At 62.1% G+C, this 16,268-nt stretch carries 16 protein-coding genes and 2 pseudogenes; 8 read left to right on the top strand and 10 right to left on the bottom strand.

The features are described from left to right. On the top strand, positions 1-568 hold a 568-nt coding region (locus HDG37_RS27675), incomplete at its 5' end, for a restriction endonuclease fold toxin 5 domain-containing protein (RefSeq protein ID WP_311541607.1). A 9-nt stretch (positions 569-577) separates the two neighbouring features. Continuing rightward, a complete protein-coding gene (locus HDG37_RS27670) occupies positions 578-1,312 on the top strand; it encodes an immunity 52 family protein (protein ID WP_184052955.1) in 735 nt (244 codons plus the stop codon). A gap of 74 nt (positions 1,313-1,386) precedes the next feature. Here HDG37_RS27670 and HDG37_RS27665 read toward each other — a convergent pair whose 3' ends face one another. Together HDG37_RS27665 and HDG37_RS27660 are read right to left on the bottom strand one after the other, a co-directional pair. Next, positions 1,387-1,872, bottom strand: a complete 486-nt coding sequence (locus HDG37_RS27665) for a hypothetical protein (RefSeq protein WP_184052953.1) — start codon at positions 1,870-1,872, stop codon at positions 1,387-1,389. Between the two features lie 585 nt (positions 1,873-2,457). Further along, on the bottom strand, positions 2,458-3,369 hold the full coding sequence (locus HDG37_RS27660) for a LysR substrate-binding domain-containing protein (protein WP_260335072.1): 912 nt from the start codon (positions 3,367-3,369) through the stop codon (positions 2,458-2,460). Between the two features lie 142 nt (positions 3,370-3,511). On the opposite strand from HDG37_RS27660, the gene HDG37_RS27655 reads away from it, so the two are divergent. Together HDG37_RS27655 and HDG37_RS27650 are read left to right on the top strand one after the other, a co-directional pair. Next, on the top strand, positions 3,512-4,354 hold the full coding sequence (locus HDG37_RS27655; protein ID WP_184052951.1) for a class II aldolase/adducin family protein: 843 nt from the start codon (positions 3,512-3,514) through the stop codon (positions 4,352-4,354). 93 nt (positions 4,355-4,447) lie between these two features. Continuing rightward, on the top strand, positions 4,448-5,761 hold the full coding sequence (locus HDG37_RS27650) for an MFS transporter (RefSeq protein ID WP_184052949.1): 1,314 nt from the start codon (positions 4,448-4,450) through the stop codon (positions 5,759-5,761). A gap of 48 nt (positions 5,762-5,809) precedes the next feature. On the opposite strand, the gene HDG37_RS27645 is transcribed toward HDG37_RS27650, so the two are convergent. Then, entirely contained in the window at positions 5,810-6,496 is a 687-nt protein-coding gene (locus HDG37_RS27645; RefSeq protein WP_184052947.1) for a GntR family transcriptional regulator, read from the bottom strand. Between the two features lie 229 nt (positions 6,497-6,725). On the opposite strand from HDG37_RS27645, the gene HDG37_RS27640 reads away from it, so the two are divergent. Both HDG37_RS27640 and HDG37_RS27635 read left to right on the top strand, forming a co-directional pair. Next, positions 6,726-8,267: a Rieske 2Fe-2S domain-containing protein gene (locus tag HDG37_RS27640; protein WP_184052945.1), complete on the top strand. Its 1,542-nt coding sequence runs from the start codon at positions 6,726-6,728 to the stop codon at positions 8,265-8,267. A gap of 81 nt (positions 8,268-8,348) precedes the next feature. Further along, the gene (locus HDG37_RS27635) at positions 8,349-9,344 is read left to right on the top strand and encodes a PDR/VanB family oxidoreductase (protein ID WP_184052943.1); all 996 of its coding nucleotides are present in this window, start codon (positions 8,349-8,351) and stop codon (positions 9,342-9,344) included. 150 nt (positions 9,345-9,494) lie between these two features. On the opposite strand, the gene HDG37_RS27630 is transcribed toward HDG37_RS27635, so the two are convergent. Then, positions 9,495-10,121 (bottom strand): bifunctional 2-polyprenyl-6-hydroxyphenol methylase/3-demethylubiquinol 3-O-methyltransferase UbiG, encoded by a 627-nt coding sequence (locus HDG37_RS27630; protein ID WP_184052941.1) that lies wholly within the window; start codon positions 10,119-10,121, stop codon positions 9,495-9,497. A 106-nt stretch (positions 10,122-10,227) separates the two neighbouring features. Between HDG37_RS27630 and HDG37_RS27625 the strand changes: the two genes are divergently transcribed. Next, on the top strand, positions 10,228-10,776 hold the full coding sequence (locus HDG37_RS27625; protein ID WP_260335071.1) for an SDR family NAD(P)-dependent oxidoreductase: 549 nt from the start codon (positions 10,228-10,230) through the stop codon (positions 10,774-10,776). Here HDG37_RS27625 and HDG37_RS27620 read toward each other — a convergent pair. From HDG37_RS27620 to HDG37_RS27595, 6 genes and pseudogenes are all read right to left on the bottom strand, one after another. After that, entirely contained in the window at positions 10,754-12,232 is a 1,479-nt protein-coding gene (locus HDG37_RS27620) for a DUF746 domain-containing protein (RefSeq protein ID WP_184052939.1), read from the bottom strand. The two genes, HDG37_RS27625 and HDG37_RS27620, sit on opposite strands and share 23 nt — an antisense overlap. A gap of 236 nt (positions 12,233-12,468) precedes the next feature. Further along, positions 12,469-12,684: a hypothetical protein gene (locus HDG37_RS27615; RefSeq protein WP_184052937.1), complete on the bottom strand. Its 216-nt coding sequence runs from the start codon at positions 12,682-12,684 to the stop codon at positions 12,469-12,471. A gap of 149 nt (positions 12,685-12,833) precedes the next feature. Further along, positions 12,834-13,859 carry a zinc-ribbon domain-containing protein gene (locus HDG37_RS27610; protein WP_184052935.1) on the bottom strand — a complete coding sequence of 342 codons (1,026 nt, stop codon included), beginning with the start codon at positions 13,857-13,859 and terminating at the stop codon, positions 12,834-12,836. A gap of 53 nt (positions 13,860-13,912) precedes the next feature. Continuing rightward, a complete protein-coding gene (gene tssJ, locus HDG37_RS27605; RefSeq protein WP_184052933.1) occupies positions 13,913-14,443 on the bottom strand; it encodes a type VI secretion system lipoprotein TssJ in 531 nt (176 codons plus the stop codon). Positions 14,444-14,456: 13 nt separating this feature from the next. Further along, positions 14,457-15,593, bottom strand: a complete 1,137-nt coding sequence (gene tssG, locus HDG37_RS27600) for a type VI secretion system baseplate subunit TssG (protein WP_184052931.1) — start codon at positions 15,591-15,593, stop codon at positions 14,457-14,459. Then, a pseudogene (locus HDG37_RS27595) lies at positions 15,590-16,039 on the bottom strand (type VI secretion system baseplate subunit TssF); the annotation flags it as partial. The pseudogene HDG37_RS27595 and the gene tssG, both read right to left, overlap by 4 nt. On the opposite strand from HDG37_RS27595, the pseudogene HDG37_RS39545 reads away from it, so the two are divergent. Next, a pseudogene (locus tag HDG37_RS39545) lies at positions 16,038-16,265 on the top strand (type VI secretion system baseplate subunit TssE); the annotation flags it as partial. The pseudogenes HDG37_RS27595 and HDG37_RS39545 overlap by 2 nt on opposite strands. Between the last annotated feature and the right edge of the window lie 3 nt (positions 16,266-16,268).

Below are 16,268 nucleotides of genomic sequence, written 5' to 3'. Positions count from 1 at the left end.
GGCAATGCCTATGCCTGTTCCGGTTTCCACCGCCGCGCCGTCTGCTGGTCCCGCAGGCAGCAGCGGCACTGGCGCGGGTGCAGACGGCGGATGGGACGAACTGCCGCGTGGCCGGAGCCGCGAACGCGAAAGGCCGTGCAAGTGCACCCCGGAGAAAGGCGCACTGGTGCGAAAGAACCACAGCATGAACCCTGAGCCGCGACGCTACCAGGCGCGCATTACCGGCTTCGAGTATGCGATAACAACGGACGGAAAAGGCCGTGAGACCGCCGAAGGCTGGAATATGGAATGGGACTGGCTTGACATAGACTTTGATGGGTTTCAGCATTCCCAATGTCTCTTGCAGGAAGCCAAGGGAAATTACGATCAATTTTTCAAAGAAAATAAAGAATTGAAATTTCCGTTTAAAGGATTCACAAAAATGCAGGAGCAAATAGCAACTCAAGGAGAAGCTGTTCGCGCCAATCCGCCGAGCAGATTAATGTGGTACTTTGAGACACCGCAAACGCGAGCTTACATGATGAACACGCTTCGCCAGTTTGGCGTGCCTTCGGTCCATCAACCGTGAGTGATCATCGTGAATTTACTTGAACAACATCGGGATCAAGCTGCCGCCTCAAAAGGCGCATTCGAATTTCATCTTCAACGCATTAAAGCCATTGTCGACTTTATTGCAACCAAGGACGAAACCTTGGGTGGGAACTGGTATCTCGCAGGAGACACGCAACAAGATGCACTTCAATATGAGGTCTTCGCCAATGGAGCAGCGTCGAAGGCTGCTATAGATGTTTTGAAGGCAGAGTATGGACATGGGAAAAAAATTGATCGACCGAAAGTCATAGGCATATGGAACGGAAGACAAGCTGACGGCGCGACCGCCATCATGTCCTTAATGATCGACACGGGAGTTATTTCCAATAACATCGAATTGTCTCTGGATGAGAAAGCGAATGGTCTTTCGCGGCTAGGCAATTACAAATCCGTGGCCGAAGTTGTAGCCAAAGTGGCTGAGCTTTATCGCTCGCTGTATGTGACGTTCGGGCCGCGCGCTTATCAGGATCAACAGGTCTTTGATGACCGCTTAGGCGTAGGCTGGATGCTCTACCTACCGCACGCTCTCGCGCCGGCCCAGGTGCCGGAAGCACGCGACTTAATCCCTGTCATGCGCGATGGCAAGCAGCAAGGCACGATCATCGTCAGCGTGACGGATGAAGTCTTTGATGTGAACAACCGGGAGCACGTCAAGGCGGCTAACGATATCGAAATCCGCCTCGCCGATCAGGACCTGTTGCCGCGTTTCGTTGATCTCTGAGTTCGGCTCGCTATCCCCGCTTCGGCGGGGCTTTTTCCTGCGAAAAAGCCCGCTACTGCGCGGGCCTTTTGCCGTTACGCCTGATCCCAGCGATTGGGCCCCAGGGGCGATCCACCACGATGCCACCTGCGCCGTTCTGTTGCGATTTTCTCCTGCAACTGCAACACCTCTTCGCGGTTGCCGGCTTTATCCGCCTGTTCCATAGCGGCCCGGTATTCATCAGGCGTCGGCTCGACACCATCACAGCACCGGTTCACCACCACCGTAAGCGCATCCATCGGCGGGCCGACATACCGGGCACGCAAGGATGACATCGCATCATGCGTGAGTTGGGTCAGATCGTCGGTCTGCAACACGGCGGCGCTGATTCTCAGCACGGGTTCCATCCACGCAAGCAATTCTGACGAATGCTGCTTTCGCACTTCGAGCGAACGAAGATTGTCGTAGCAGCGCTTCCTGTTGTTATGGTCGAACGTGGCGGGCGCGAAACGATACGTGAACCCGGTTCGCGTCCATCCGAGGTACTCACGCACATAGGAGACATTTGCACCAAGCCTCATTTCCCTACCTCCAAAAGGCAAAAAAAAACCCCACACGAAAGTGCGGGCACTACCACACATGTCGCAGTCCGGAGATGGGACCTCGACGCTTTACAACGCGATGCTATCCATCCAGGGTGGCTGCGGACGTGCGCGGGCGCCGCGCACCAGTCAGCACATTTCTCCCTTCCGTTTTGCACCGGTTTGTGCAGGAACGAAGCGGTCTTATGCTTGTGCTGGCAACTCGAAAGCGACGCATTCCGTGTCGAGAGTCGTTTCGTGCGATGTCGTCGGGAAAGGGTATGTCGCGGCGTGTTTTACGGTTTCATCGCGACAGAAAGTACGTCGTAGTGAGACGACAGGTCCTGGCCGGACAATCCTGGTGGACAGACCGCGCCATCGCGCTTGCCGGTCAGTAGGTCTGTTCGGTAATAACCCGGGCCACGAGGAGACGTACACGCAATCAGCTTTGGGCGGCCGGGCGGCTAGCCCATTTAGAATCCACGCAGTCTTCCACCGCGGCGCGCTACGAGGATCGCCGCACGTATATTCATCGGATATGCGATCGCGGACCTCTCTAAAGAAGCCGGAGAAGGAGACTCGATCTCAGCATTTAGCGATGCGCGCAGCATCGAGTCCCACCTCCTCGCACAACCAGTCGCAGAAGCACTTCACCTTCTCCGTGTTGCGCTCGTTCACGCGATACGACAGAAAATGCGTCTCGCGGGAGACCGGCTCGAAGACATCCGCGCCCAGCTCAACCAGTTCGCCGCGCGACAACTCGCGCTCGGCGAGACGCGTGGTTTCGAGCGCGACGCCCATGCCATCGACAGCGGCGGAGATCGCGAGCGCCCCGCGATCGAACGAGGGCCGCGCCCGCGACGGGAACGGGAGTCCGTTGAGCGCGAACCAGTCGGACCACGTCACGCGGCTGAGCTGGGAATCGATCAGCGTCATTTCCCCGATCTGCTTCTCGATGGGAACGCCGCTTCGCACGAGCGCAGGCGAACACATCGGCACGATGCGTTCTGCGCCGAGCGCGCGTGTCACGATGCCCGCGCGCTCGTGTGCGACCGCGTATGAGATGGCGACATCGACTTCATGCACCCGGGTGAGGTCGATCGGCTCGGGACCGGATGACAGACGGATCGTCACGCCCGGATGCGCCTGCGTGAATTCAGGCAGGCGCGGACCGAGCCACTTGGCGGCAAAGCTCGGCGCGCTGTGCACCGCGAGCACTTGCGCATCGGGCGCGAGCGCGACCTCGCTGCATGCCGCCTCGATCACATCGAAAACGCGTCCGAGGCTCTCATAAAGGCGCCGTCCTTCCGATGTCGCTTCCACCCGCCGATTGCGCCGATGAAACAGCGGCCGGCCGAAATATTCTTCGAGCTCCTTGACCTGATGACTGATCGCGGACTGCGTCAGATGCAGTTCCTCGGCCGCCAGCGTGAAGCTCTCCAGCCGCGCGGCCGCTTCGAAGGCGCGCAGCAGCACGAAATTGGGAATTCGTCTCATGTCTTTCACCGAAACATGAATGTGGTTCATCTTTGTATGAACAGCCATCGTTTGTCAATGACGGCAGCGACCGCGACCATGGGACCCATCGAAGCAATCCGCTTCGACCGGTTCAAACCTCACTTCAAAAAGGAGTCGACCCATGGCAGCAGTGATGGAAACGCGGCCGCAGGCGCTGATCAAGGACGGCAAGGTTTCGATCTATCAGCCGGAGCAGGAAGGGCTCATCTTTCCGGAGCTTCCGTCATTTTCGAATCCCGCCGCGCAGCGGCAGCATGTGAAGGAACGGCTGGTCGGCGCCTGTCGCGCGTTCGCCCAGCAAGGGTTCGACTACGGCTTCGCCGGACATCTGACCGTGCGCGATCCCGAGAATCCCGGCCTTTACTGGACCAATCCGATGGCCATCCACTTCTCGCAAGTGAAGGTCTCGAACCTGATCTGCGCGGACCATCAGGGGCACGTCGTCGAGGGGCGCCATGCAATCAACCGCGCGGGCTTCGTGCTGCATGCGGCCGTGCACGAGATGCACCAGGACATCGTCGCGATGTGCCATGCGCATACGGTCTACGGCACCGCGTTCGCGTCGCTCGGCAGGCAACTCGAGCCGATCACGCAGGACGCCGCGGCGTTCTACGAGGATCACGTCGTGATCGGCGACGAGGCAGGACAAGTAGCCGTCGAGGTGAAGGCGGGTCACAAGGTCGCGAACGCGTTCAGGGACGTGAAGGCCGCGATCCACCAGAATCACGGGCTTCTGACGGCAAGCCGGCACAGCATCGAATCGGCGGCGTTCTGGTTCATCGCGCTCGAACGGTGCTGCCAGCAGCAATTGCTGGTCGAGTCGACCGGCATCGCACCCAAGCTCGTCCCCCCCGAACGCGCGCGCTATAGCCGCGAGCACGTCGGCAGCGACTACATCGGCTGGCTGCACTTTCAGGCGATCTGGGACGACCTCGTCGCCACGCAGCCGGACATGTTCGACTGATTCCGTAGAAGCAGTCCGAGCACGGCGACAACGCGAGACGAGCGCTGAAAAACGCAGCGTTGCGCCGCAACCTGAACACCAGGAGACACCACAATGAGTTCCCCCAGTCCGGTTGCGTATTACCAGGGCAGAGAGTCGTCCACCTATGCGAAGGTGACATGGCGGCTCTTGCCGTTTCTGTTCCTGTGCTATCTATGCGCGTATCTCGATCGAATCAACGTTAGCTTCGCGAAGCTGCAGATGCTGCAAGCGCTCAAGTTCAGCGACGCGGTCTATGGCGCGGGCGCCGGCGTCTTCTTCGTCGGCTATCTTCTCTTCGAAGTGCCCAGTAACCTGATCCTGCTGCGCGTCGGCGCGCGCCGCTGGATCGCCCGCATCATGATCACCTGGGGCATCGTCTCGGCGAGCATGATGTTCGTCAGAACGCCGATGAGCTTCTACATCATGCGCTTCCTGCTGGGCGTCGCCGAAGCGGGCTTTATCCCCGCGATCCTGCTCTATCTCACGTACTGGTTCCCGGCCTCGCGCCGCAGCAAGGTCACCGCGCTCTTCTTGACCGGCATTCCGATGTCGGGAGTCGTCGGCGGGCCGCTGTCAGGCTGGATCATGAATCATATGAATGCATCGCACGGGCTGGCGGGCTGGCAATGGCTGTTCCTGATAGAAGGCATTCCGACCGCGATCCTCGGGCTGGTCGCGTTCTTCTATCTCGACGACAAGCTCGCCGATGCGAAGTGGCTCACAGACTCGCAGAAAGCCATGCTCGAAGCCGGCCTGAAGGACGAAGAGCCGGCTCACGCGCTGCATTCGGTGAAGGACGGCCTGATGCACCCGAAGGTGCTGCTCCTGAGTGCGATCTACTTCTTTTTCACGATGGGCCTGTACGGCGTGAGCTTCTGGCTGCCCACGCTCGTCAAGGCGAGCGGCGTGGCCGATCCGCTCAATATCGGCCTGCTTTCCGCGATCCCTTACGCGGCGGCGGCCGTCTCCATGCTGCTCGTCGCTCAGAGCTCGGACGCCCGCGGCGAGCGGCGCTGGCATCTCGCGTTGCCCGGGGTGGTCGGAGCGGCCGGACTGTGCACGAGCGTCGCGTTCGCCCATTCGACGCCAATCGCGATGATCGCCCTCACGATCGGCACGATGGGCGTGATGACGACAATTTCGCAGTTCTGGGTGTTGCCGCCCGCTATCCTGGGCGGCGCCGCCGCGGCGGCGGGGCTTGCGCTCGCGAATTCGGTCGGCAGCGTATCGGGTGTCGTGAGCCCTTACGTGATCGGGCTGATTCAGACAGGCACGGGGTCGACCGGCAACGGCGTACTTGGGCTGGCGGCGAGCCTGATCATCGGCAGCGCGCTCGTCTTCACCGTGCCGGCCGCACTCGTGAACGGCCGGCGCAAGCGGGCTTGAGCGAAGTCCCGCTCCATGCAAAGACCCCGCGTTCGCGGGATCATCGCATCAGCTCGCTTTTTCTTCCTGCCGATCGCTCAGCACCTGCCCGAGCCGCTCGACGAGATTCTGCCGCGCCCGAGTCGTATGAAGATCGGTCAGTTCCGTCGCGCGCTGCGGGTCGCCATCGGCGATGGCCGCGGCGATGGCTGCGTGCTCGTCCCAGATCGCCTGGCGCTGCCCCGACGATTGCAGCACCGCGCCCATCACCCGTCGCAGATGGACCCAGTGCATCTGCGCGGTCTCCACGATGAGCGGATTACCCGACGCGGCATAGATCGCGGCGTGGAACGCCATGTCGGCATCGATCATCGCCTTCACGTCGTCGCCCTTCGACGCGCGGCGGCCGTTCGTGATCAATGCCTTGTCCAGCTTCGCGCCGCGACCGGCGGCAAGACGCGCGGCGAGCGAGTCGAGCGCGCCGCGGATTTCATAGAGATGGCTGATCCAGGCGGCGTCGAGCGGAGTCACGAGCAAACCCCGACCGGGCGCGTCCTGCACCAGTCCGTCCTTCTTGAGCAAGCGCAGCGCCTGCAACACCGGCGAGCGCGACACCGCAAGTTGCTCGGCGATTTCTTCCTGCGTGATGCGCGTCCCGGGCGCGAGCGTCCCAGAGCTAATGGCATCGAGCAGCACCTTGTAGACCTCGTCCACGTAGTCGGTGCGCGCCCGAAGCTTGAGCAGTTTCGTCGCCATGATCAAAGCTCGTTTATGGATACAGAATACGGCAAGGGTATAACCGCACCGCGGGACGCGTCAATGTCCGGCGCTGAAGCGGAAGAGGTGAATCTCCGTGTTTACCCATAGAGACATCGCCGTATCGCGCGACTAATCTTTGGATACAGAGTACAGTGTTCTGAATATAGAGTTCGGCGTTCAAAGTGCCGGCGACTGACAACTCCACCACCTCATAATAGGATTTGCGATGACGATCAAGGAAGACAAGCGGGAAGGACAGAAGACGAGCGGCGGCAATGTCGTGTCGAAGAAGCTGATTCCATACGGCGGTTACTACACAAGCAAGGTGCCGGGCCACGATCCCGAGCTCACCGAGACCGGCCCCGGCACACCGATGGGCGAGTTCATGCGCGCGTTCTGGCATCCCGTGTGCATGTCGATCGAACTGACGGACACTCCGCGTTATCTCAAGATTCTCGGCGAGGAACTGGTGGCGTTTCGCGATGGCAGCGGGCGCGTGGGCGTGCTGCATGCGCATTGCGCGCACCGCGGCGCGTCGCTCGAATACGGCGCGATCCAGGAGCGCGGCATCCGGTGCTGCTATCACGGCATGGTGTTCGACGTGGACGGCACATGCCTGCATGTGCCGTTTCCGAAGGGCGAAGAGAAGGAAGCCGAGAAATACGCGTGCTCGATCCAGCAGGGTGCGTACAAGGCGGTCGAGCGCAACGGCCTCGTGTTCGCGTACATGGGACCGCCCGATGCCGAGCCGCCCTTTCCCGAATGGGAAGGCGACTTCACGGTATTGCCGGGCGACGAGCTTGTGCCGTACAGCAACTTCCAGCATTGCAATTGGCTGCAGGTGCAGGACAATGCCGCCGACAACTATCACCCCACCGCGCTGCATGCCGGCAAGAATGTCGTGAATGGGCAGTACCAGGGCACGACATTCGACGAGGTCGGCGCGGCATCAATGGAAGTCGCGCCCGACATGCACTTCGTGCCGGTGCAGCAGGGCCGCAGCCTCGCCTGCGCAGGCGCGCGTCGAGTCGATAAGGACCGGCTCTTCGTGCGCGTGCAACATCAGGTGCTGCCGAATCTGAGCCTGCATGCGTACACGTCGGAAGACGGATCGAAGAAGAAGCTGTTCAGCCGCTTTCACATCATCCGCTGGACCGTTCCCGTCGACGACGAGAACAGCAAGATGATCGGCTGGCGCGTGATGGGCCCGGGCATCGATACGCGCGGCGTCGGCAAGAAGGAACTCGTCGGCTATGAGTCGATCGACTTTCTCGAAGGACAGGTCGCGATGCGGCGCTCCGAGCGCTTCGGCGAATACAAGCTCGAAGATCTGCCGCCCATTCCGCCGAATCATCGCGCGCGCGAGAACTACAAGGCCGCGCAATACGCGCCCGGCGACTACGAAGCGATCATCAGCCAGCGACCGATCGCCGTGCACGCGCTCGAGAACCCGACGAAGTTCGACGCCGGCCTCTTCCTCTTTCGCAAGTTGCTACGCGATGCGCTGCGCGGCACGAATCCGGCGGCATCGGCGCACAGCTTCGCCGAGTGGTTCCGGGCGAACGCGGGCGCACCCAACAGCTATTGCTCGGGCAACGTGTTCGAGATTCCCGAAGGCGACACGGTCGAAGAAGAAGTCGCGCGGCGCCGCCAGGTCACGAAGACGATCGTCTCGATCCTCAATGAGAGCGAGCGGCTAAAGGCGGATGAACGCGCAGTGTTCGTGCGCGAGAAGTTCGAGGAACTCGAACAATCGATGAAGAACTGAAGCGCCACGACAAGCAGGGGGCGCGTTGCGCGCCTCGTGCGGCGAATCGGGATTCGGCAGCACATATGAGGGATCAGGAAAATGGCAAGCGAACAGACATCGAACTCCGGCGGCAGCACGCTCCAGTTGCTCGTGCGACAGGTTCGTTTCGAAGGCAAAGGCATCAACTCCTACGAACTGGTCGATCCGTCCGGCGCCGAGTTGCCGGCCTTCACTGCCGGCGCTCATATCGACATCCATCTCGGCGACGGCCTCGTGCGCCAGTATTCGCTGTGCAACGCACCCAACGAGCGCCATCGCTATGTGATCGCCGTGCTGCGTGACGAGCGCGGCCGTGGCGGATCGAGAGCGCTGCACGAGCGCGTGCATGTGCAGGACATCGTGCGCGTGAGCCGTCCGCGCAACCAATTTCAGCTCGTCGTCGATGCGCGCAGGGTGATCCTCATCGCGGGCGGCATCGGTGTGACGCCGCTCAAGTCGATGGCGCATTGGCTGGAAGACGCCGGCATCGAATACGAAATGCACTACTGCGCGAAAGATCCGGACTGTGCCGCGTTTTCCGGGGAACTCGAGCCGATGCGCATGAACGGCCGCGTGCACTTTCACTTCGACGGCGGTGATCCGAAGGCGGGGCTCGACATCCGCCGCTTGCTGAGCGAGCCGTCGCACGGCGTGCACGTGTATTACTGCGGTCCAGCCGGTTTCATGCAGGCATGCGCGGATGCGAGCGCACACTGGCCCGCCGGCACCGTCCACTTCGAGCACTTCAAGGCGCCGGGGCGAAGCGAACCCGCGAGCGCGGCGAACGATGTGGCGGACACGTTCAGCGTGAAGATCGCGAGCACGGGACAGATGATCGAAGTCGCGAACGATCAGAGCATCGCGGACGCACTCGAACAAGCGGGCGTCGCAATCGAAACATCGTGTCATGCGGGGCTGTGCGGGACATGCAAGGTGCGGTATCTGTCCGGGGAAGTTGAGCACAACGACTGCATTCTCAACGACGACGAGAAGGCCGAATTCCTGACGGCCTGCGTATCGCGCGCGAGAACCAAGGTACTGGTGCTCGATCTTTAGCCGAGATGTTCGATTAGACTCGCGATGGAGCTGTAGCCTCTCGAGCGCAAGGGGCCGTTGTCGGATATGAAGCCGACCTTCGTATGTCTCTTCTCACGCACGGACGAAAGGCTGATGATGGCCGGACACCGCCGATGGAAGGGATCGAAGCTAATCTCGCCCACCACCTTTGACAAAGGCGAGCCGGCTCCAGGTCACACCCATCCGCTGATTTCCTCGTTGGGTGGATTCGGTCCGGACATTTAGCACAGTCCTGAAGCTATGGGCACTTGCTAACCGAATGGTCTCTGCTGCCGAAACATCAAACATTCGGCGTCCTTCGGGGACTGGACCGTGACGTAAAGACATCACCACCATCGCACCTTCCCGCAGCAAGGAGCTGATGGTCGACATCGCCTGACAACGCTCGTCTTCGTCCAGATGCATCCAAACGGCGGAGAGCATCACCAAGTCGAATTCTCTTCGTCGCGAACGTACAGACATGAGATCCGGCAGACTGTCGTCCACCCATTCAATCCGGGAAGACGAATGCAGCCCAATTCCTGCGACGCGCAACGCGTCCACTGGTTCTACGGCCATAACTGTATGCCCCATAGCTCCTAACGCAGCTGCATCGGTTCCGATACCGGCGCCAACGTCAAGAATGTGGGCCGGGGGCATCGGCAAGAGATGCATGACGGGCCCGTGGCTGTTCTCAAATGAGATGTCCTGCCATTGCTCGATGAGCGATTGAGCGTTCTCAGCGTAGCCTTCCGTCCCGCTTACGTTGATGGACACCACCGACTCCACATGTCGCGTTCTCGCAAAGTTGCCCGATTGTCGCCAATCTAGCCCGCGACGTCCAACGTCCGTTCGTGGCCGACGACTGCCTGACGGCAATTGAATGCGGTCGCCGACTGGACGAAACGTTAGGCTGCTGGCGCGATCTATTCTGTTAACGGCGCCAGTTCATCGAAGCCTGGGCGCGACAAGTGCAGCACTTCGTAGCGTTCGCCTGGGACAACTGCTTCTGGTGTGTCGGCCCCAAACCGTGAAGGTGACACGCTCCCAGGAGCGCGGATCAATCGCACAGGCGCTGGCAATCACACTACTATGCCTTGCGATAAACGATCGTGTCGCCTTGGTGACCGGCGGCTCGCGCGGAATCGGACGCGCCATTTCGATCGCGCTTGCCTCAGCCGGCGCAGCAGTCGCCCGCAACTATCGGCAACGCGAGAACGACGCGGCCGACGTCGTCGCGGAAATCGAACGCGCCGGAGGCCGCGCGATCGCGGTACGCGCCGATGTATCGGTCGGAGACGACGTCGAAGCGATGATCGCCGAGGTGGAAAACCGCCTCGGCCTCATCGACGTGCTCGTGAACAACGCGGGCACCGCGACGATCGTCGACATAGACGATCTCGCGGTACTCATATGTTCCGTTGCTCCTTAACCGGTACGTCGAAAAATCGTGTGCAGAGCGTACAGCGGAAAAGGCGCCGCTTGAGCATCTGCGCGGATTGCGTCCGGGTTCGCTTGAAGCCGTGCGGCATTGCGGGCGCTTCCTGATGGCAATGCGGACACGCCAGCACCGGCCAGGGCGCTTTCAGGCCGAGTTTGACCCGCTGTTCACGATGTCCGGACGGGTCGAGCACGATCAGCCATTGCCGGAATCGCTTGACCCACGCCTTCACGATTTCCGGTGAGGTGTTCAACTCCGCCGCGGCATGCGCGAGTGGTCGATGTTGCGACAGCCACGGCAGAAAGTTGAACAGCATGTCGCGCCGGAGCATGTTCGCCATCGGCGTACGCGTCGCGCGCGTGAAATATCGCGTACACGTGCGGCACTGGAAGGTCGGCAGCGCCGTCGGGGTGCGCGGCCGACTCGACAGGTGCGTGTTGACGCCCTCGCAGTGCGGACACGCTGGAGGCTCAATGTTCTGCGAGAAGACCTTGCCGATTTCGTCGGCAAGAAAGGCCGTGAGTTCGCGATCCTCGATATGACGACGCGGCAACGGGCTGTTTGCGCGCAGTGGCTGGCTGAAGTCGAAACGATTTGCGTGCGGGGCTGGAACGGACGGCGCGGTAACTGATGCAGGCGCGGCGCGAGCGGGAATTTTCAGGATCGCGTGCTCGGCGCTCGCGAGCGTGGGCGCGACCTGCCCTGCTCGCGTGCGGCGTGCGACGGCAGTCAGCGCAAGATCCTTCACGACGCGTACCGTGACGTCCGCACCCTCCACGCCGGGGGCAATCGACCAGGTGCGGCTGCAGTGCGGACATAGGGCGCAGCGCCGCGTGTCCGGGCCGAAACCGCCATTCCGAAGCTGCCCGCTGTAGCCGCAGTGCGGGCATGTCCCGGTTGGCTGGTATTTGACACCAAGCCGCACGCGCGAGGTCCATCGGTCATCCGGATCATGCTGCGCGATCAGCTCGCGAAAGCGCATCAGCCAGTTCGACAGGGCCGTGTAATCGACGCGGAGTCGACGCGAGGCTTCCTCGAGCGGAATCGGCTGGGACAGCAGCCGGATGAAGGCGGGCATTTTCACGGCAAACCGCAGCCGCGCGAGAGGCGTCCCGGTTAGGCGCGAGTACGTCCGCTTGCACGCGCGGCACCGGAAAAACGGTAATGCATGATGGCGATTCGGCCGGTTCTGCACCCGCGTGTTGCCACTCTTGCAGGCCGGGCACGGTGGCACGGGCGTCGTCTCTCGCGAGTACAACTCGTCCCAGATTCCGGTTACGAACGTTGTCAACAACGGATCGTCCTCGTCGCTGTACGCGCGGCCCGCAGCATGCGTGACCGGTAGCGTCGCGTCGAACTCGGGGATCAACGTTTGCGTTGGACTGCACGCGGTCGAGCCGCGGTGGTCCTTGTGCTCCGTGTGCTTACGTTTATGCGTGCGCGTCATGTTCGCTGTTCAACGCAGCCGTTGGCGGCCGCGAAAGCTGAGGGTATCCGTATGTTGTTTCGTCTTCTCTGAGTCAGTAAAAGCGGGTGCCGGCGTGGCATCCGCCAAAGGCGCCGCGACTGGTTGCCGAGCCGCCGCAGCCGAACAGGGAACAGCCGCCGAGCAGCGACGACGCGGCGACGACGCGGCGACAACCAGCGCGGCGATGATGAGTTTTCGTCGTTGCATGATTGCAATCAATGGTGAAGCGGGCTGGTCGCGAAAATCAGCTTGAGCACAACATGCAGAGATCCCCACGCGAACACGATCGCGGCCAGCGTGCACGCCGCAGACTTGCGCTGTGTCCATTGCAATGTGGTCCTGTCTGACGTCTGCTCGCGCGGCCCGTCAGACCGGTGCCGGATCATGCCCCTCAGATCGCCAATGCTGGCTGAATAGTTCTCGTCTTGCATCCGTTCTTCCCTGCCTCACATTGAGCTCACGACGATTGATTTTCTGATGCACAGGCATCGTCCGGGTAGACTGCGGCCGCATTGGTAGTCTCCCACGGGTCCTGACGGGCGATCCCGTATCGCGGCGAGCGTATCATCCGCATGGCGCGTCATACCATGATCGGCACGGACCCCTTGCTCCGCCGGCGGTTACGCGCCAGACGGCGGCTTTCCCAGGCGCATTCCGGGCACCAACTGCCTCGCCAGACACTGTTGACCGAGGCGCGCCACAGGTGACCCTTGGCGCATTCCCAGTCGATCTTGCCGTGTGGTCCCGGGTAGACCGTCGACAGGCACCGTCCGCCACGCGAATTCGCCACTTCCCGCATCTGTTCGATCGTGCGCGTTCTGACCGTCACCGCGCAGCGGTGGCACCACTGGCCTTTCTTCACCCTGAACCACTGTGCTTTCCAGATGTGACCTTCGGCGCACTGCCACTCCAGCGGCGTTTCCTTGTCGACATATGCTGACAGGCACCGTCCACCCCGCCCGGCCGCAGCCCGTTCAAGGTCTTCCTGCGGGGGCTTGATACGCTGGTGATGGCAGCGCTGGCACCAGTCCCCTTTCAACACCCCCTCAAGATTGGCGAGCCATTCATGCCCTGCCGCGCAGCGCCACCGCAGTTTTCCCCTGGTGCTCTCGTATTGGGTCGACAGGCACTGGCCACCCTTTGCCGCCGCGAGCGCACACGCCTCCTCTAGCGAGTGAATCGTTGCGCGCTCATAGGCGCAAGCCTGGCACCAGCTCCCCATGCGCAGCATGTGCATCAGCATCGGGAACCGGTGTCCCGCTGCGCACTCGAACTCGAGCGGCACCTTGTAGCCCTCATACGCGACCGAGACGCATTGCCCACCCCACGCCCGCGCGAGTTTGCGGATCGCGGCGAAGGTCCGCTCACGATAGTCGGGCGCGCCGCTTCCGCCCGGTCCGGGCAGGCCGTCCCGAGCACGTTGTACGCGCTGTCTCGTGCCTGCGGGTACCCGCTCTGACCATACCGCCGTCGCGATCGGTCGGGTCCGCCGGGCTGTCGACTTCGACTTCGCCGGAGCTACCGATCCGGTTTCCTGATCACGGGCGAGCCGGATGTCAACATCCAGCTGGTCGAGTTCCTGCTGCCGTTCGCGAAGCGTCTTCATCGGGCCGTCTCGTCATGCAAACACGTTGAGCACAGACACTCCCGGACGTCGTGTCATTCCGGCTGGTCCTTCTGGCGATCAGCGGATGCGACCAGTTCCTGATCCATCAAGGTGAGCTTCAGCGGGGCATCGGCAGACAGCTTCTTCTTCATGATCACGTATTTCCAGCCGTCGCCATTGCCGGGATTGCGATAGAACGCGACGATCGCCACGTACTTCGTGTCTGCCTGCATGGGCTGAGACAGGCTGACCGACGCGCCAGGATTGACGACGGCTGCCATACTGGCCTGAAGGTCCTGCGCGAGTACGGTCCTGTCGTTCTTCAGCAGATCGTCGTAGGACACGCCGTCAAACAGCTTTCGATCCTTGAGCTGATAGACGCGGACCGCGAGTGACGTCGAACGGCCCGCGTCATCCGGATTCAACTCGGCACGCGCGGTCAGGTCGACGTCAAGCACCTTGACCTGCCTGAAAAACACCGAGTGATACGCGCTGGAAGTCGTATCAGATACGGACTGCCAGGCGCCGCATGCGGAAAGCAGCAGACCTGACGCGAGGGCGGCCACGGTTAAACGTAAGGGCATGATTTCTCCAGATTCAGGCGGCATGTGGAACCAGATGCGGGTTCGGTCCGGGCGTGGGAAAGACTTCGTAGACGCCGAGCGGGATGGTGATGATGCGTTCCTCATCCGAGGGCAACACGACGGTCCATCCCAGGCGCGGCGACGGACCAGCCGCAACCAATCCGACCGACGGCGCGGGCGCGAGACGCGACGACACCTCCATGCGCAGGTGTACATCGGCCTTCGTGCCCACATACAGGCGGATGAACGCCATCAGCTCGCGATGCAGCCATGCGCCGGGTAGCAGGTCGTGCGCCTGCTGACCGTCCGAAGGGCGCAGCGTCACTCGCACGGCGCGGCTGCGATACGCGAGGCGGTTGCCGAGCACATAGCCCCCGCCAAGTCCGCGGCGCTTGCTGTCTTCCGCAGCGCGCCCCGAAGGAAGTCCCCCTGGGGGACCGGCGAGCGTGCCTGACGACGTGAGGGGCTGCGGCTGTCCTGCGCGCCTGAGCGTCGGCCAGAACTCGTCGACACGCACCTCGACACCGGGCACCGCCAGCGCCACCACACCGGCGAGTCCCTCGGGCGTGCGCGTGCGCTGGACCATCAGACCCAGCAGCGCGAGCACGCGCGAATCCGGCAGACCCGACCGGGCCGGCTTCTCGCCCCACCCGAAGCCGGCGAGGCACAGGAGGTTGCGCGACTGCGCATCGGTGCCGCCCGCCTGGAAACTTTCCGGGTAGCGGTACTTCTTCCAGGCGCGGTACAGCAGCGCCACGTAGCGGTGGTTGAACTGGTCGAGAAACGCTTCGACGGCTTCATGTCCTTCCTCGCGCAGGACGATCTCATCGATCATGTGGGATGGCACCGCGGCGTCGACGCCATACAGGCCCAGGAAGGTCGTGCGCACGGTCGGCGGCGCATCGGGACCGAATGTGTCCGACCCGTCATCGAATTCGACCGCGGCGATCTCACCGGCCGGGAACCCCAGCCGCGGCCTCGGCCGGAACCTCACCGGCTCGTGCTCCGGCGTGTCTCGCGTGCCGAAGCCGGGTTGATCGGGTACGCGCACTTCGAGCAGCCTGCATAGCTGCATGAAATTCATCTTCGGCGCGCGCGCAAGCAACGACGCCACGAGCGGTTCAAGATTCGGCAACTCGCGTGGTTTCATAGGGGAGCGCGCTGCGCCTTGCTGCGCGGCCAGTCGGTACGGGTTTGCGAAGGCAGGCTCACGATGGCGAGCTTCGTGAACAGGTTGATCTCCGCATACAGCCCGAAGAAGCGGTGCAGCAGTTCGCCGAACAGCATCACGTCGCCCTCGCCCGCGAACGCGTGCGAATCGAGCGTGACTTCGATCAGTACGCCCCGCTCGACCGAGCCGCCCGACACCTCCTCGAGCAGTTCCTCCGACACATGCAGGATGCCGGCGAGGCGTCGGCGGTTCAGCTCGTCGTTGGTCCAGTCGTAGAGCGCCAGTGCGCCCCGCAGCACTTCCGCGTCCATCATCGACAGGAAGTTCGGCGCGAGGTGCGACAGGACTCTCCACTGGAAGCGGTCGCCGGTCGGCGGATAGAGTGGCAACGTCGGCGCCACCAGGTTGCGTACACCCGCGACATTGCCCGCTTCGTCCCACCTGCTCAGGCAGCAGATGGAGGCAACGCTCTTGAAGTACGAACCCCGGATCCGTGCGATCGACGTCGAGATCACCGACAACCAGGATCCCGGCGTGCTCGTGAGCTTCGAGATGACGTGCCACATGAAGAAGGCCGGCCTGGTGCGGTTCGGCACGTACTTCGAGCCACCGGGACGGATGCGACTTGAGCGGAAGACTGAAGCAAAGTAGCCC

The sequence above is a fragment of the Paraburkholderia sp. MM5384-R2 genome, from assembly GCF_014201025.1.
In the GTDB taxonomy this organism is placed as follows: domain Bacteria; phylum Pseudomonadota; class Gammaproteobacteria; order Burkholderiales; family Burkholderiaceae; genus Paraburkholderia; species Paraburkholderia tuberum.
The sequence above is the reverse complement of the archived record's forward strand: the minus strand, read 5'-3'. Positions and strand labels throughout refer to the sequence as shown.

What these genes read in the sequence shown, in the direction of transcription:
- HDG37_RS27665 (WP_184052953.1), bottom strand. Translation starts at nt 1,872, where the DNA reads ATGAGGCTTGGTGCAAATGTCTCCTATGTGCGTGAGTACCTCGGATGG.
- HDG37_RS27660 (WP_260335072.1), bottom strand. Translation starts at nt 3,369, where the DNA reads ATGAGACGAATTCCCAATTTCGTGCTGCTGCGCGCCTTCGAAGCGGCC.
- HDG37_RS27655 (WP_184052951.1), top strand. Translation starts at nt 3,512, where the DNA reads ATGGCAGCAGTGATGGAAACGCGGCCGCAGGCGCTGATCAAGGACGGC.
- HDG37_RS27650 (WP_184052949.1), top strand. Translation starts at nt 4,448, where the DNA reads ATGAGTTCCCCCAGTCCGGTTGCGTATTACCAGGGCAGAGAGTCGTCC.
- HDG37_RS27645 (WP_184052947.1), bottom strand. Translation starts at nt 6,496, where the DNA reads ATGGCGACGAAACTGCTCAAGCTTCGGGCGCGCACCGACTACGTGGAC.
- HDG37_RS27640 (WP_184052945.1), top strand. Translation starts at nt 6,726, where the DNA reads ATGACGATCAAGGAAGACAAGCGGGAAGGACAGAAGACGAGCGGCGGC.
- HDG37_RS27635 (WP_184052943.1), top strand. Translation starts at nt 8,349, where the DNA reads ATGGCAAGCGAACAGACATCGAACTCCGGCGGCAGCACGCTCCAGTTG.
- HDG37_RS27625 (WP_260335071.1), top strand. Translation starts at nt 10,228, where the DNA reads ATGCGGTCGCCGACTGGACGAAACGTTAGGCTGCTGGCGCGATCTATT.
- HDG37_RS27620 (WP_184052939.1), bottom strand. Translation starts at nt 12,232, where the DNA reads ATGACGCGCACGCATAAACGTAAGCACACGGAGCACAAGGACCACCGC.
- HDG37_RS27615 (WP_184052937.1), bottom strand. Translation starts at nt 12,684, where the DNA reads ATGCAAGACGAGAACTATTCAGCCAGCATTGGCGATCTGAGGGGCATG.
- HDG37_RS27610 (WP_184052935.1), bottom strand. Translation starts at nt 13,859, where the DNA reads ATGAAGACGCTTCGCGAACGGCAGCAGGAACTCGACCAGCTGGATGTT.
- tssJ (WP_184052933.1), bottom strand. Translation starts at nt 14,443, where the DNA reads ATGCCCTTACGTTTAACCGTGGCCGCCCTCGCGTCAGGTCTGCTGCTT.
- tssG (WP_184052931.1), bottom strand. Translation starts at nt 15,593, where the DNA reads ATGAAACCACGCGAGTTGCCGAATCTTGAACCGCTCGTGGCGTCGTTG.